Below are 14,028 nucleotides of genomic sequence, written 5' to 3' on the forward strand. Positions count from 1 at the left end.
CAGCCTCCTTCGGAAGGCGATGCGGATAGCGCCGGACCTAGCCTTCGTCAACCAGCCCGATGATCGGCCCCATCGACCAGCCGAAATCGTTGCGGCGCAGTTGCGGCGCGTAAAGCCGCGAGATCGAGCCGTCGAAATACAGCGCATTCCGCGCCTTCAGACCGTCGCGGAACAGGCGGCCGAATTCGTGGAACGTGACGGGGCGGTCGGAGATCGCGAACCACGCCGTCTGCCCGTCCGCCGAAACACCGACGCCGTTGCGGATATAGCGGCTGTCGGAATCGACCAGAAAGCGGGGGTGCAGATCGCCCTCGATCACCAGCATGGGGCCGGATTGCGTGGCGAGCCGGCATTGGGGGGGTGCGCTTGCGAAGGCGCGCGATTCGATGACCTGGAAAGGCCGGGCGCCGCCGGTGCAGAAAACCCCGTTGGGCAGCAGTCCGAAGTTTCCCCCGCCGCCCGCAGTGACCAACTGGCCGTGGGTGGCCTCGCCCGATTTGAACAGGCCGACCGGGGCGTAGTCGGAATGGAACATGCCGGCATTCATGGCGAAGGCCAGCGTCTTGCCGTCCAGATGGCTGCGCAGGCGGCCGAAATTGTTCAGCGGCGCGCCACCGTCGTCATAAAGCCACAGGCCAAGGCGCGGTTCTTCCTCGGCGGTGACGGTGCACAGGGTATAGCCCTGCCCGTCATGCGCCATGCGCGCGCAATCGGCGGCAGCGGCAGGCAGTCCCAATGCAAACAGCGCCCCGACCGCTACACCCAGACGGCGGCGCAGGCTATTCCAGATCTTCGTCGTCATGGTCGGCCTGAATGTCGCGCTGCACGCGTTCGTCGGCGAACAGGCGGCGGGTGTCGTCCATGCGGTCGAAGGTCTCGTCCAGTTGGAAACGCAGCTCGGGCGCGTATTTGAGGTTCAGGCCCTTGGCGACCATGTGGCGCAGCTCTCGCGAGTTGCGACGCAGCGCCTTCAGCGCCTCTTCCGCGTCATTGCCGCCAAGCGGCATGACATAGGCCGTGGCGACCTTCAGATCTGGCGAGGCGCTGACCTCGCCCACGGTGATCGAGTGGCGGTTCAGGTCGGGGTCGTGGACCTCTGCCCGCAGCAGCAGCTCGGACAGGCGGTGACGGATCAGCTCGCCCACGCGAAGCTGACGCTGCGAGGGGCCGGGGCCGGTATGAAAGCGGTTCTGTGCCATGTCGCCAGATGTAGGGGGTTGGGCCGCGCCCCGCAATGGACTAAGCGATGGGGAAACGGTCAGGAGACGCGATATGGACAAGCCGGGCATCGTCATCACGGGCGTATCGGGGCGCATGGGGCAGATGCTGGTGCGCGTGGTCGGCGAATCTGACAAGGTGCGGCTGGTCGGCGCAATCGAGCGGCCGGGCAGCGATTGGGTCGGGCGTGATCTGGGGCAGGCGATGGGCGGGCAGTCGAGCGGGATCATCGTCACCGATGATGCGGTCGGCGCGATTGCCAAGGCGCAGGCGGTCATCGACTTCACCACCCCGGCGGCGACCGTGGCCTTTGCAGAACTGGCCGCGCAGGCCCGCGCCGTCCATGTGATCGGCACCACCGGGCTGGAGGCTGACGATCTGGCGGCGATTTCGCGCGCCGCCCGCCACGCCCCGATCATCCGCGCCGGCAATATGAGCCTTGGTGTCAATCTGCTGATGGGGCTGACCCGCCGCGTGGCGGCGGCCCTAGGTGCGGACTGGGATATCGACGTGGTCGAGGCCCATCACCGCCACAAGGTCGATGCGCCGTCAGGCACGGCGCTGATGCTGGGCGAGGCTGCGGCGGAAGGCCGGGGTGCCCCGCTGGCCGAGTTGCGCACGCCTGCGCGCGAGGGGATCACCGGCGCGCGCAAGGAAGGCAGCATCGGCTTTGCCGCCATTCGCGGCGGCGATGTGGTGGGCGAACATGATGTCATTTTTGCGGGGCAGGGTGAACGCGTCGTGCTGCGCCATCTGGCGACGGACCGCGCGATCTTTGCACGCGGGGCGCTGCGGGCGGCGATCTGGGGCCAGGACAAGGGCCCCGGCGAGTATGACATGCTGGACGTGCTGGGTCTGGACTGACCCTGGCCGTCAGTGACGGCTGGGCAGAGCGATCGGGGGCTGTGCGACGAAATCCGCCCCGTCCTTCGGCGCGATCATGCGGGTCAGTTGAAATTCGCCCGCCTCGACATCCAGCATGGCGATTTCGTTTGGCGGATCCTCAACCCGGTCACACAGCGCCGATCCGGCATGGATCTGCGTCATCCCGCTGGCCGAGGTCGCGGTGTTGAAGCTGTGCAGATGCCCCGTCAGCACCAGATCCACACCTGCCTCGTCATAGCCCGAAAGCGCGTTTTCCGCGTTCAGCATCAGCTCCTTGGTTTCGCCCGGAAGCAGGCTGATCGGGTGGTGCTGGACGACCAGCGTCGGCCCGGTCCGTGCAAGATGCTTGACGCGTTCGATCTGCCGGCTGGTCAGCCGGCCATTGCGCCAGCGATAGGGAAAGGTCGAATTCACGCCGATGATCTTCAACCCCGGCAGCTCCAGCAGCGGCTCTCGCGGGCCGGGAACGGCGCTCTGATAATCGCGAAACGGCCACAGCAGCCGCCCCGGCACGTTCATCAGCGGAATGTCGTGATTGCCGGGCACGCACAGCCACGGCAGGCCGGTCTGGTCCAGGATCGCCTCTGCCTCGGCGAACAGATCGGGGCGGGCGCGTTGGACCAGATCGCCGGCAATGACGATATGCTCAGGCGCAGCATCGGCGATGGCGTCCAGCATCGGCTGGACCAGACGCGGGCGATGCATGCCGATATGCAGGTCGGAAAGCAGGGCGATACGCATCAGTCGGATTTCGGCTCGGCTGGGACAAGCACGCGCAGCGCGTCCTTGCGAATGGTCAGGTTCAGCGGCGCGGGCACGCGCGAGCGTTCGCCATCATGGGCGACGTGGCGGGTCGGGGCATCGGTATTGATGACGAAATCATCGGCGATGATCAGTTCGAAATCCTCGCCATGCGAGGTCCGGCCAAGCGCCAGCCGCAGCGCAGCCGCGATCAGCGCCCGCCCGTTCTTCGCCTTGGCGATGAACAAAGGCAGGCGGTCGCGCTTGACCTCCTCGGCGCCTTCAAGGCCAAAGCTTTCCAGCTGCGTCTCGCTTTGCGCGACAAAGGCGAGCGCTGTGTCGAATTCCAGCGTCTTGCCCCCCACATGCGCCGTCAGCTTCATCGGGTGGCGCAGGTCGCGCAGCGCACGCAGCACGGCCCAATAGGCCAGAATGCGGCGGCGACCAAAGCGGCGATAGGCTTCCTCGCGCCGTTCCAGAATCTCGGGATAGGCGCCGAGGCTGATATTGTTCAGGAACACCTTGCCGTTCATGTCACCGACCGAAACCGGCGCGATCCGCGCATTCAGCAGCGTCTCGATCGCTTCTTCCTGCGTTTCTCCGACCCCAAGGTCGCGGGCAAAATAGTTGAAGGTGCCGCCGGGGATGACGCCCATGACGGTGTCGCCGCCGCCATCCGCCAGCGCCTGTGCCACCGCCGCCTGCGTGCCGTCACCGCCCACGGCGATCAGCAGGTCGTGGTCCTTTGCGGCCCGCGCGGCGATGTCGGTCAGGCTTTCATGCTTGCCGGGGCGCAAGACCTCGAAGCTGGCGCAGGCGGGGGCGATTTTTTCATCCAGCAATGCGCCGGTGCCGTCGCTGTCATTGCGCCCGGCCTTGCGGTTCAGGATCGCGGCCACCCGGGCGCGGGAAAGGTCGAAATGGTCGCTCATTCTTGCCTGCCTGACTGTTCGGCAGACAACACCTGCGGCGCAGGGCGGTTCCCGGTCTTGGCCTTGGCCGCCGAAAGGTCTAGGAAAATCGGCAAAGATCAGGGGATCACCGATGAGCATGGACAAGACTTTCGACGCCGCCAGTGCCGAAGCCCGCATCAGCACCGAGTGGGAGGCGGAAAACGCCTTTGCCGCCGGCGCCAACGCGCAGCCGGGGGCAGAGGCCTTTTCCGTGCTGATCCCGCCCCCGAACGTCACCGGCAGCCTGCATATCGGCCACGCGCTGAACAACACGCTGCAGGATATTCTGGTCCGCTGGCACCGGATGCGCGGCTTCGATGTGCTTTGGCAGCCCGGTCAGGACCATGCCGGCATCGCCACCCAGATGGTGGTCGAACGCCGCATGGCCGAACGCCAGGAACCGAACCGCCGCGAGATCGGGCGCGAGGCTTTTGTCAAAAAGATCTGGGCCTGGAAGCAGGAATCCGGCGACACGATCATCAACCAGCTGAAGCGGCTGGGTGCCAGTTGCGACTGGTCGCGCAACGCCTTCACCATGTCCGGCGCCCCCGGCGCGCCTGCGGGCGAGGAGGGCAATTTCCACGACGCCGTGATCCGGGTTTTCGTGGACCTCTATGACAAGGGCATCATCTATCGCGGCAAGCGGCTGGTGAACTGGGACCCGCACTTTGAGACCGCCATCAGCGATCTGGAGGTCGAGAATCGCGAGGTTCCCGGCCATATGTGGCATTTCAAATACCCGCTCGCGGGCGGCGAAACCTATGAATATGTTGAGCGTGACGAGGCTGGCCACGTCACCCTGCGCGAGACGCGGGACTATATCAGCATCGCCACGACGCGGCCGGAAACCATGCTGGGCGACGGCGCGGTTGCGGTTCACCCCGATGATGCGCGTTACGCGCCGATCGTTGGCAAGCTGGTGGAAATCCCGGTCGGCCCGAAGGAACACCGCCGCCTGATCCCGATCATCACCGATGAATACCCGGACATGAATTTCGGCTCTGGCGCGGTCAAGATCACCGGCGCGCATGACTTCAACGATTACGGCGTCGCCACCCGGAACAACATCCCGCTTTACGCGCTGATGGACAGCAAGGGTGCCATGCGTGAGGACGGCCTGCCCTACGCTGAAAGCGCCGAAATCGCCACCCGTGCCGCGCGGGGCGAGGATGTGGGTGATGTGTCGAACGTCAACCTCGTCCCCGACGATCTGCGCGGGTTGGACCGCTATGACGCCCGCAAGCAGGTGATCGAGCAGATCAACGCCGAGGGCCTCGCGGTGACCTATCTGCACAAGGAGCTCGACAAGGAGACCGGGGCCGAGCATCTGGAAATGCGCCCGCTGGTCGACGCCAAGCCGATCATGCAGCCCTTCGGCGACCGCTCGGGCGTGGTGATCGAGCCGATGCTGACCGATCAGTGGTTCGTCGACACGCAGCGCATCGTCGGCCCGGCGCTGGAGGCCGTCCGCGACGGCCGCACCCAGATCCTGCCCGAACAGCACCGCAAGGTCTATTTCAACTGGCTGGAGAATATCGAGCCCTGGACCATCTCGCGCCAGCTTTGGTGGGGGCACCAGATCCCGGTCTGGTACGGCCTTGATCTGGAACCGCCATCCTTCCCCGATGACGATGGCGACGGCGCGCTGGATGAGGTCGAGCTGTTCGAACTGCTGCTCAACGGCCTCGTCCAGAAGGGCGACTTCCACCACGCCGCGCCGAATTTCGACGGCGTGGTCGAGAAGTTCCGCGACGATATCGCCGGCCTGCCGCAACCGCTGGAAATCAGCCGCGTGATCGAGGTCGCCGACCGCGAAGCCGCCGTTGATGCCTTCGCCCAGGGGTTGGCGAATTATAACCTGACGCAAGACCCGACCCAGCTGGTCTATCCGGTCTGGCGCGACCCTGATGTGCTCGACACCTGGTTCTCCTCGGGTCTCTGGCCCATCGGCACGCTCGGCTGGCCCGAGGATACGCCGGAGATGCGAAAGTATTTCCCGACCGACGTGCTGGTCACCGGCTTTGACATCATCTTCTTCTGGGTCGCCCGGATGATGATGATGCAGCTGGAAGTCGTGGGCGATATCCCGTTCCACACGGTCTATGTCCACGGTCTGGTGCGCGACGAAAAAGGCGCGAAGATGTCGAAGTCCAAGGGCAACGTCATCGACCCGCTGACGCTGATCGACCAATACGGCGCCGACCCGCTGCGCTTTACTCTGACTTCGATGGCGGCGATGGGCCGCGACCCGAAGCTGGGGCCGAAACATGTCGAGGCGAACCGCAACTTCGTCACCAAGATCTGGAACGCCACCCGCTTTGCCGAAATGAACGGCGTGCGCGGCGGCGGGGATCGCCCGAACCCGCAGCACACGGTCAACCGCTGGATCATCGGCGAGGTCGCGCGGGCGACGCAAGCCATGGATGCAGCGCTGGAAACCTATCGCTTCAACGATGCAGCAACCGGGCTTTACGCCTTTGTCTGGGGCAAGGTCTGCGACTGGTATGTCGAATTCGCCAAGCCGCTGTTCGATGGCGAATATGCGGATGAAACCCGCGCCACCATGGGCTGGGTGCTGGATCAATGCTATGCGCTGCTGCACCCGATCATGCCCTTCGTGACCGAAGAATTGTGGGCGCTGACCGGCGACCGGACAAAAATGCTCGTTCATGGCGATTGGCCCGAACTGGGCGCCGATGTCATCGACGCCGAGGCTGACCGCCAAATGAACTGGGTGATCCAGCTGATCGAAAACATCCGCTCGGCCCGCGCCCAGATGGGTGTGCCTGCTGGTGCCCGCATCGACCTGATCGTCACCGAGGCCGATCAGGCAGCCCGCGATGCACTGGCTGCCAATGCGCCGCTGGTCGAACGTCTTGCGCGCGTGAACCCGCCTGCGCAGGGCACTGCAGGCAAGGGCATGATCGCGGTGTCCGCCCCCGGCGCGTCCTTCGCGCTGCCCATCGGTGATGTGATCGACGTGGCGGCAGAAACGGCACGGCTGGAAAAGAACGCGGCCAAAACCGGCAAGGACGCGGACGGACTGCGCAAGCGGCTCGACAATCCGAAATTCGTTGAGAATGCGGATTTCGAAGTGATCGAGGAAACCCGCCAGAAGCTCGCCGATCTGGACGAAGACCTCGCCCGCATCAATGCGGCACTGACGCAGCTCAAGGCCATGTAATGCACTGGTTCGAGCGGATTGCCCTCAAGCGCATCGACGAAGCGGAAGCCAAAGGCGAATTGCGCGGCCTGGCTGGCGAGGGCAAGCCGCTCGACCCCGAACGCCTGCGCGAGCGGGCAGAAGACGTGCTGCACCGGATGATGGCCGATACCGGCTTCCTCCCCGAGGAATTCCGCCTGCGAAAAGAGGTCGAGGCGAAACGCGCCGTCCTCGCCCAGATCGCCGACCCCGAAGAACGCCACGCCCTGCAGCGCCATATCGCGCTGCTGGAATTGCGCGCCAATATCGCGACAGATGCCCGCCGCAGCTCGGCGCGCGGCTGATCCTTTCATTCTGGCAGAAATATCCCGGGGTCCGGGGCAGCGCCCCGGCTGTCAGTCCGGCATCAGCATGTAACCCGCCCCGCGCACCGTCTGCAAATACCGCGGTTCCTTTGGGTCGGGTTCGATCTTGCGGCGCAACCGGGTGATCTGCACGTCTATGGCGCGGTCCGAGGTGTCTGCTTCCTCGGACGGGGTGCGGCCCAGATCGGTGGTCAGATCGACGCGGCTGACGGCCTGGCCTGGCGTTTCGGCCAGGCGGCGCAGCAAAGCGGCCTCAGTCCCGGTCAGGTGAATATGGCTGTCACCTTCAAACAGCTGCCCGCGTTCGGTGTCATAGCGCAGCCCGCCGAGCGTCATTAATTTCGGCCCCGCCGGCTGGGCCTGCGGGACCCGCCGCAAGATGGCCGATATGCGCAACAGCAGCTCGCGCGGCTCAAAGGGTTTGGGCAGGTAGTCGTCGGCGCCTGCCTCGAGTCCCGCGATGCGATCCTCGGTTTCGCCGCGCGCGGTCAGCAGCAGGATCGGCGTCGTGATACGCTTGCGCAACTCGCGGGTCAGGCTGATCCCGTCTTCGCCCGGCATCATCACGTCCAGCACGATCAGGTCGAATTCAAGCCCGCGCAGGATCTTGCGGGCATGGGCCGCATCCGTCGCGGCAGAAACCATATAGCCGTTCTTGACCAGGAACTTGCGCAGCAGGCTGCGGATGCGTTCGTCATCGTCGACGACAAGGATATGGGCAGTATCGCTCATTCAGCGGCCTCGGCGCCGCGCATCTCGCGGAACTGGCGGGCGCCGGCCTCGTCCATCATCGCCTCTAACACGACGCGAAAGCCGGCGACGGCCTGCGGGCCGGCAGCGCGATAGGCGGCGCGGACGCGGGCGCGCTGCGCTTCGGACAGTCGGCGTTCAAGCTCGGCGCCGGCAGCGGTCAGCGACAGCAGCCTTTCGCGCCGGTCGCGCTTGCCCACGCGCGATTCGACCAGCCCATCGTCCAGCAGCGCGCGCAAGACCCGGTTCAGCGATTGCTTGGTGACCCCAAGAATGTCCAGCAGGCCCGATACGGTCAGGCCCGGCTTGCGGGCGATGAAATGCAGCGCACGGTGGTGGGCGCGGCCGTAATCCATGCCCTCCAGAATCTCGTCAGGATCCGAGGTGAAGGCGCGATAGGCGAAATAGAAGGCCTCGATCCCGCCACGGATCTGTTCATCCGTCAGGAAAAGCAGGTTCTCCGGACCCTGTCCCGAGACTGGCTTGATAGCGGTTTCTTTCATCGCTCCTCCTGCATTCCGATCAGTTTAAGTCAGTCTTATTGACATTCCAAGAATCAATCATTAGCGCTTCGCTCAGTGGGCGCAAGATTAGGTCTGATAAAGATCCTTCTGCGCAACATTTGGAAACGTAGATGTGAGGGGAATGGCATGGCCGGGAACTATGACGATCGTGACGGCAAGATCTGGATGGATGGCGTGCTGGTCGACTGGCGCGACGCCAAGGTGCATGTCCTGACCCATGCGTTGCATTATGCATCCTCTGTGTTTGAAGGCGAGCGCTGTTATGACGGCAAGATCTTCAAGGGCCATGAACATTCGCTGCGCCTGATCGAATCGGGTCGTCTGCTGGACATGCCCGTCCCCTATTCCGCCGAAGAGCTGGACGCCGCCAAGGAAGAGGTGCTGAAGGCCAACGGGCTGACCAATGCCTATATCCGCGCGGTCGCATGGCGCGCCTCGGGGCCGGATATGGGCGTTTCGGCGTCGCGTAACCCGGTCAGCGTGGCCATCGTCGCATGGGAATGGGGCAGCTATTACGGCGACGCCAAGTGGCAGGGCGCCAAGCTGGACATCAGCAAGTGGAAGCGCCCCGATCCCGACACCATCCCGGCGGCAGCGAAGGCGGCGGGACTGTACATGATCTGCACCATGTCGAAACACGCGGCCGAGGCGAAGGGCTGTTCCGACGCGCTGTTCTATGACTGGGAGGGTTATGTCGCCGAAGCGACCGGCGCGAATATCTTCTTCGTCAAGGATGGAGAGATCCACACCCCGCTGGCTGACCGTTTCCTGAACGGCATTACCCGCCAGACCATCATCCAAATGGCCCGCGACAAGGGATTTACCGTCCATGAACGCCGCATCCGCCCCGAGGAGCTGTCAGATTTCAGCGAATGCTGGCTGACCGGTACCGCGGCCGAGGTGACCCCGGTCGGTCAGATCGGCGAGCATCACTATCAGGTCGGTCAGACCACGCGCGATATTGCCGAATCCTATGAAGCGCTGGTACGGGCCTGATCGCAGGCTAAGCTTCCTTTCCAGATGCTGTGGTGCCTGGGCGAGGAAGATAAGGCGAAAACGTCGCAGTTACGGGGCGGCTTTTGGCGGTGTATAAGCGTGCCATGAGCCATTCCCTTCGTACCGCCTTGCCTTTCTGGATGTCGCTCGGCCTTGTGCCGCTGGCCGTTCTGGCCGCTGGCTGGGGGGGCTGGTGGTGGCTGCTGATGCCCGGCTACGCCTGGTATATGGTGACATTGCTGGACCTGTTCCTGGGGCTGAACCGGGACAATCCAGATACCGACACCCCGCTGGAACAGATGTTCTGGTATCGCGCCATCACCGCGATCTGGTTTCCCGTCCAGTTCTGTCTGATCTTCGGGTTGATCTGGTATGCGACCCGTTCCAACCTGTCGGGATGGGAAAAGCTGGGCCTGTTCTTTGGCCTTGGCATCGCCTCTGGCACGATCGGCATGGTCTATGCGCATGAGCTGCTGCATCAGCGCCCGAAATGGGAGCGTTGGCTGGGGGATCTGCTGCTGGCCTCGGTTCTGTATTCGCATTTCAGGACCGAGCATCTGCTGGTGCATCACGCCTGGGTCGGCACCCCGCGCGACGCGGTCTCGGCGCGCTATAACGAAGGGTTTCACCGCTTCTTCTGGCGCGTGCTGACCGAAGGCCCGGCAAGCGCCTGGCGGGCCGAGAAAGGCTTGCAGGCCCGCGCCGGACGGTCGCCCTTCGACCGGCGAAATCCGTTCTGGCGCTATGCGGCCTTGCAACTGGCGATGCTGGCATTGGCGCTTCTGGTCGGCGGCTGGCAGGGTCTGCTGCTGTTTGTCTGGCAGGCATTTGCCGCCATCTGGCAGTTGGAGCTGACGAATTATGTCGAACATTACGGGCTGACCCGCCGCCATCTGGGCGACGGGAAATATGAGCATGTCCAGCCGCGCCACAGCTGGAACGCGGCGCACAAGGCCTCGAACTGGCTGCTGATCAATCTGCAGCGCCATTCGGACCACCACTATAAACCCGACCGGCGTTTTCCGCTGCTGCAGACCTACCCCGAGGGCGAGGCCCCGCAGCTGCCCTTCGGCTATCCGGGCATGACCTTCATGGCGATGATCCCGCCCTTGTGGCGCCGCCGGATGAACCCGCGTGTGCGGGCGTGGCGGCGGCAATTCTATCCCGATGTCACGGATTGGGGCCCTTATAACCGGGGCGAATTGCCGATGCCGAAGGGCGCGCTGTAGCCGCCGCGCCTCAGCCGGTCAGCAGCTTGTCCCTCTCGCCGGGTTTGTCGTGGATGGCCAGCTGGTCGACGATGGTTTCCGAGGCCGCATTCATCCCGAATATCTCGACCTTCGCCCCGGCATGACGGAATTTCAGCACCGCCTTGTCCAGGGCCTGCACGCTGGAAATATCCCAGATATGCGCGGCAGAGACGTCGATGATCACCTGATCGAGCGTTTCCTGAAAGTCGAAGGCATCAATGAAATCTTCGATGGAGCCATAGAAAAGCTGACCTTCGACCCGATAGATCCGCGTCCGCCCATCCGGCGTCAGGGTCGAGCTGACGCGGAAAAGCTGGGCGATCTTGGCGGCGAAGAACAGGCCCGACAGCAGCACTCCGGTCAGCACGCCGATGGCGAGGTTGTGGGTGTAGACCACGGCCGCGACCGTCGCCAGCATGACGATAGAGGATGACCGGGGATGAGTGCGCAGATTCCTGAGCGACACCCAGGAAAAGGTGCCGATGGACACCATGACCATGACCGCCACCAATGCCGGCATCGGAATGCGCGCCACCAAGGGCCCCATGAAGACGCAGAAAATCAGCAGCATCATGCCGGCGAAAAAGCAGCTCAGCCGCCCGCGACCACCGGATTTGACGTTGATCATGCTCTGCCCGATCATCGCACAGCCCGCCATGCCGCCGATGAAGCCGGTCGCGGTGTTGGCCAGCCCCTGGCCGATGCATTCCTGATTCCGGCTGGTCTTGGTCTCTGTCAGCTCATCGACCAGATTCTGCGTCATCAGGCTTTCCAGCAGCCCGACCACAGCCACCGCCAGCGAATAGGGGAAGATGATGACCAGCGTGTCCAGGTTCAGCGGGACATCGGGGATCAGGAAGACCGGCAGCGTTTCCGGCAGTGCGCCCATATCGCCCACCGTGCGCACGTCCAGCCCGAATGCCAGGCTTAGCGCGGTCAGCACGACGATGGTGACCAGCGGCGAGGGAACGGCGCGGGTCAGGCGCGGGAACAGATAGATGATCGCCAGACCCGCCGCGACCATGACATAGGTGAGCCAGGTGACGCGCCGCGGGTCCAGTTCCGGCAATTGCGCCAGAAAGATCAGGATCGCCAGCGCGTTGACAAAGCCGGTCATCACCGATTGCGAGACATAGCGCATGACGAAGCCCAGCCGCAAAAGCCCCATGCCGATCTGCAAAAGCCCCGCCAGCACGGTCGCGGCCAGCAGGTATTGCAGCCCGTGATCGCGCACCAGCGTGACCATCAGCACCGCCGTCGCCGCCGTGGCTGCCGAAATCATGCCCGGTCGTCCGCCGGCAATCGCGGTGATGACAGCAATGGAAAAGCTTGCGTAAAGCCCGACCTTCGGGTCGACGCCAGCGATGATTGAAAAGGCGATCGCCTCGGGGATCAGCGCCAGCGCCACCACGAGGCCAGACATCAGGTCGCGTTGGACATTGCCGGTCCACTCCCGGCGATAGGTGTCGAGTGAAATCATAAGCGTGTTTTCCCAACCTGCCGCGCGCGGCGCAGGTCGTTTCGGATCTGTTCAGGTTGTCCGGCGGATCGGCGGCCGGAAGAGCCATCCAGGATTTGCACCCGGATCCATGTTCGCTGCGGGCCGCATAGGCAAGATCGGCACGAAATGCAACGCGGCAGCAGCGGTTGCTGGCATGCGTTGCGAAAAAGCCCCGCCATCCAACGACGGCGGGGCAAGTCTGTCCGCGCAGATCGAGCGAGGTGCAAAGGTGGTGAACTGTCAGAAACTCAGTTCGGGCACGTCCATCTCGTCTTGGGTTTGCTGGCGCAGCGCGTCGATGCAGCGGCGACGCTTAGCTGCGCTTGTCGGCGCGCTGCCAGGCGAATGCCTGCATCGGCGCATCCACCGGGGTTTCGGCGAGGTGGTTGGTATAGTTCGACATGACTTTCTGCGCGACGCCAAGGATCACTTCCAGGATATGGCGATTGGTGAAGCCGGCCTTGATGAAGGCGTCCACCTGTTCGTCGGTCACATTGCCGCGCTGGCGCACGACTTGCAGGGTGAAGTCGCGCAGGGCCTCCAGCCGGTCATTGGGCAGCGGGGTTTCGTCACGCAGTGCCTGGCTGATCGCGTCGTCGACCTTCATCATCTTTGCGATGCCGGTATGGGCGGGGACGCAGTAATGGCATTCATGTTCGACATTGATGGTCTGCCAGACGACCGTCAGCTCGTCCTTGTCGAAGCTGGTTTCCTCGGCGAACAGGCGGTGAAGTTGCTTGTAGCCTTCCAGTAGGGCGGGCGCCTCTGCCATGACAGCGTGAAGACCGGGGACGCGGCCGAAGCCCTTGGCGCTGTGTTCCAGCAGCGCCCGGCTTTTTTCGGGCGCGTTCTCGATGGTGTGAAACGTAAAGCGGCTCATGTGCTGTTCCTTTCTTGAGTGATCGTTCAATAATTGTCTCGTAGCTTTACTTGAACGATTGCTCAAGATATAAATTTGAGTGATCACTCATGAATTGGTGAGCGGAGTTGGAATATGGCCAGACGGGCAAGCTATGATCGCGACGAAGTGGTGGCGCGCGCGCAGGCGCTGTTCTGGCGCAAGGGCTATCACGCGACGTCGCTGAAGGACCTTGAAGGCGCGCTGAACCTGCGGCCCGGCTCGATCTATGCGGCTTTCGGATCGAAGGAGGGGCTGTTCGCCGAAACCCTGCGCATCTATGGCCAGAACTCGCGCGAGCAGCTGGCAGAAGCGCTGGCAACGGCGGCTTCGCCACTGGCCGGGTTGGCGGATCATGTGCGGGAATTGGGCTGCGCCCCCGATGTTCCGGCACCCTCGCGGGCCTGCATGCTGGTCAAGACGCTGCTGGAAGTCCCCGATGACGATCCGGCCCTGCGTTCGGCAACCGAGGAAATGATGGCCCTGATCGAGGGGGATTTCGCCGCCGCCTTCAGCGCTGCCCGCACGGCCGGCGAATTGCCCGACAGCGCCGATCCGCAGCGGCTGGCCAGCCGCTTGCAGGCGGCAATCTTCGGGCTGCGCGCCTATGCGCAGCGCCGTGATTCGCAGGACCGGGTTGCCGCATTGGCCGAGGATATCGCCCGCGATCTCGAGGCGCTGCGGCAGGCCTGACCGCCACTGGCAAAAAGCCCCGCCATCCGAAGACGGCGGGGCAAGTCTGTCCGAGCCGAACGAGCGAGGCTGTCGGACATGGCGAAACCGA

General features: G+C 63.9%; 14 protein-coding genes and 1 other annotated feature. Of the genes, 6 read left to right on the top strand and 8 right to left on the bottom strand.

Annotated features, from left to right (window positions below; translation table 11 throughout):
- Positions 1-37: 37 nt before the first annotated feature.
- Both G7044_RS10960 and rbfA read right to left on the bottom strand, forming a co-directional pair.
- Positions 38-802: a phosphodiester glycosidase family protein gene (locus G7044_RS10960; RefSeq protein WP_235931255.1), complete on the bottom strand. Its 765-nt coding sequence runs from the start codon at positions 800-802 to the stop codon at positions 38-40.
- Complete coding sequence (gene rbfA / locus G7044_RS10965; protein WP_166328825.1) at positions 780-1,199, bottom strand: 30S ribosome-binding factor RbfA; 420 nt, start codon at positions 1,197-1,199, stop codon at positions 780-782. The genes G7044_RS10960 and rbfA overlap by 23 nt, the downstream gene beginning before the upstream one ends.
- A 73-nt stretch (positions 1,200-1,272) precedes the next feature.
- On the opposite strand from rbfA, the gene dapB reads away from it, so the two are divergent.
- Entirely contained in the window at positions 1,273-2,082 is an 810-nt protein-coding gene (dapB, locus tag G7044_RS10970) for a 4-hydroxy-tetrahydrodipicolinate reductase (protein ID WP_166328827.1), read from the top strand.
- 9 nt (positions 2,083-2,091) lie between these two features.
- Here the strand turns inward: dapB and G7044_RS10975 are convergent, their stop codons facing one another.
- Complete coding sequence (locus tag G7044_RS10975) at positions 2,092-2,844, bottom strand: metallophosphoesterase family protein (protein WP_166328829.1); 753 nt, start codon at positions 2,842-2,844, stop codon at positions 2,092-2,094.
- The gene (locus G7044_RS10980) at positions 2,844-3,776 is read right to left on the bottom strand and encodes a diacylglycerol/lipid kinase family protein (RefSeq protein WP_166328831.1); all 933 of its coding nucleotides are present in this window, start codon (positions 3,774-3,776) and stop codon (positions 2,844-2,846) included. The genes G7044_RS10975 and G7044_RS10980 overlap by 1 nt, the downstream gene beginning before the upstream one ends.
- Before the next feature lie 112 nt (positions 3,777-3,888).
- Between G7044_RS10980 and G7044_RS10985 the strand changes: the two genes are divergently transcribed.
- Positions 3,889-6,981 (top strand): valine--tRNA ligase, encoded by a 3,093-nt coding sequence (locus G7044_RS10985; RefSeq protein ID WP_166328833.1) that lies wholly within the window; start codon positions 3,889-3,891, stop codon positions 6,979-6,981.
- Complete coding sequence (locus tag G7044_RS10990; RefSeq protein ID WP_166328835.1) at positions 6,981-7,304, top strand: DnaJ family domain-containing protein; 324 nt, start codon at positions 6,981-6,983, stop codon at positions 7,302-7,304. Before G7044_RS10985 ends, G7044_RS10990 begins: the two co-directional genes overlap by 1 nt.
- A 51-nt stretch (positions 7,305-7,355) precedes the next feature.
- On the opposite strand, the gene G7044_RS10995 is transcribed toward G7044_RS10990, so the two are convergent.
- On the bottom strand, positions 7,356-8,057 hold the full coding sequence (locus G7044_RS10995; protein WP_166328837.1) for a response regulator: 702 nt from the start codon (positions 8,055-8,057) through the stop codon (positions 7,356-7,358).
- Complete coding sequence (locus G7044_RS11000; RefSeq protein ID WP_166328839.1) at positions 8,054-8,578, bottom strand: MarR family winged helix-turn-helix transcriptional regulator; 525 nt, start codon at positions 8,576-8,578, stop codon at positions 8,054-8,056. Before G7044_RS11000 ends, G7044_RS10995 begins: the two co-directional genes overlap by 4 nt.
- Before the next feature lie 147 nt (positions 8,579-8,725).
- Between G7044_RS11000 and G7044_RS11005 the strand changes: the two genes are divergently transcribed.
- Both G7044_RS11005 and G7044_RS11010 read left to right on the top strand, forming a co-directional pair.
- Positions 8,726-9,595 (top strand): branched-chain amino acid aminotransferase, encoded by an 870-nt coding sequence (locus G7044_RS11005; protein WP_166328841.1) that lies wholly within the window; start codon positions 8,726-8,728, stop codon positions 9,593-9,595.
- Between the two features lie 104 nt (positions 9,596-9,699).
- Entirely contained in the window at positions 9,700-10,824 is a 1,125-nt protein-coding gene (locus tag G7044_RS11010; protein WP_166328843.1) for an alkane 1-monooxygenase, read from the top strand.
- 10 nt (positions 10,825-10,834) lie between these two features.
- Here the strand turns inward: G7044_RS11010 and G7044_RS11015 are convergent, their stop codons facing one another.
- Entirely contained in the window at positions 10,835-12,325 is a 1,491-nt protein-coding gene (locus G7044_RS11015) for a SulP family inorganic anion transporter (protein ID WP_166328845.1), read from the bottom strand.
- A gap of 54 nt (positions 12,326-12,379) precedes the next feature.
- Positions 12,380-12,437: a sequence feature (sul1 is cis-regulatory element that is thought to sense ions involved in sulfur or methionine metabolism; They are found in Alphaproteobacteria), on the bottom strand.
- Positions 12,438-12,659: 222 nt separating this feature from the next.
- Positions 12,660-13,226, bottom strand: coding sequence for a carboxymuconolactone decarboxylase family protein (locus G7044_RS11020; RefSeq protein WP_166328847.1), 567 nt, complete (start codon positions 13,224-13,226; stop codon positions 12,660-12,662).
- Positions 13,227-13,340: 114 nt separating this feature from the next.
- On the opposite strand from G7044_RS11020, the gene G7044_RS11025 reads away from it, so the two are divergent.
- Complete coding sequence (locus tag G7044_RS11025; RefSeq protein WP_166328849.1) at positions 13,341-13,937, top strand: TetR/AcrR family transcriptional regulator; 597 nt, start codon at positions 13,341-13,343, stop codon at positions 13,935-13,937.
- Positions 13,938-14,028 lie beyond the last annotated feature (91 nt).

Origin of the sequence: Paracoccus xiamenensis, assembly GCF_011308835.1 — a bacterium.
GTDB classification, from domain to species: Bacteria; Pseudomonadota; Alphaproteobacteria; order Rhodobacterales; family Rhodobacteraceae; genus Paracoccus; species Paracoccus xiamenensis.

Coding starts and splice junctions, on each gene's coding strand:
- dapB (WP_166328827.1), top strand. CDS start 1,273: ATGGACAAGCCGGGCATCGTCATCACGGGCGTATCGGGGCGCATGGGG.
- rbfA (WP_166328825.1), bottom strand. CDS start 1,199: ATGGCACAGAACCGCTTTCATACCGGCCCCGGCCCCTCGCAGCGTCAG.
- G7044_RS11010 (WP_166328843.1), top strand. CDS start 9,700: ATGAGCCATTCCCTTCGTACCGCCTTGCCTTTCTGGATGTCGCTCGGC.
- G7044_RS11005 (WP_166328841.1), top strand. CDS start 8,726: ATGGCCGGGAACTATGACGATCGTGACGGCAAGATCTGGATGGATGGC.
- G7044_RS10975 (WP_166328829.1), bottom strand. CDS start 2,844: ATGCGTATCGCCCTGCTTTCCGACCTGCATATCGGCATGCATCGCCCG.
- G7044_RS11015 (WP_166328845.1), bottom strand. CDS start 12,325: ATGATTTCACTCGACACCTATCGCCGGGAGTGGACCGGCAATGTCCAA.
- G7044_RS11025 (WP_166328849.1), top strand. CDS start 13,341: ATGGCCAGACGGGCAAGCTATGATCGCGACGAAGTGGTGGCGCGCGCG.
- G7044_RS10980 (WP_166328831.1), bottom strand. CDS start 3,776: ATGAGCGACCATTTCGACCTTTCCCGCGCCCGGGTGGCCGCGATCCTG.
- G7044_RS11000 (WP_166328839.1), bottom strand. CDS start 8,578: ATGAAAGAAACCGCTATCAAGCCAGTCTCGGGACAGGGTCCGGAGAAC.
- G7044_RS11020 (WP_166328847.1), bottom strand. CDS start 13,226: ATGAGCCGCTTTACGTTTCACACCATCGAGAACGCGCCCGAAAAAAGC.
- G7044_RS10960 (WP_235931255.1), bottom strand. CDS start 802: ATGACGACGAAGATCTGGAATAGCCTGCGCCGCCGTCTGGGTGTAGCG.
- G7044_RS10990 (WP_166328835.1), top strand. CDS start 6,981: ATGCACTGGTTCGAGCGGATTGCCCTCAAGCGCATCGACGAAGCGGAA.
- G7044_RS10985 (WP_166328833.1), top strand. CDS start 3,889: ATGAGCATGGACAAGACTTTCGACGCCGCCAGTGCCGAAGCCCGCATC.
- G7044_RS10995 (WP_166328837.1), bottom strand. CDS start 8,057: ATGAGCGATACTGCCCATATCCTTGTCGTCGACGATGACGAACGCATC.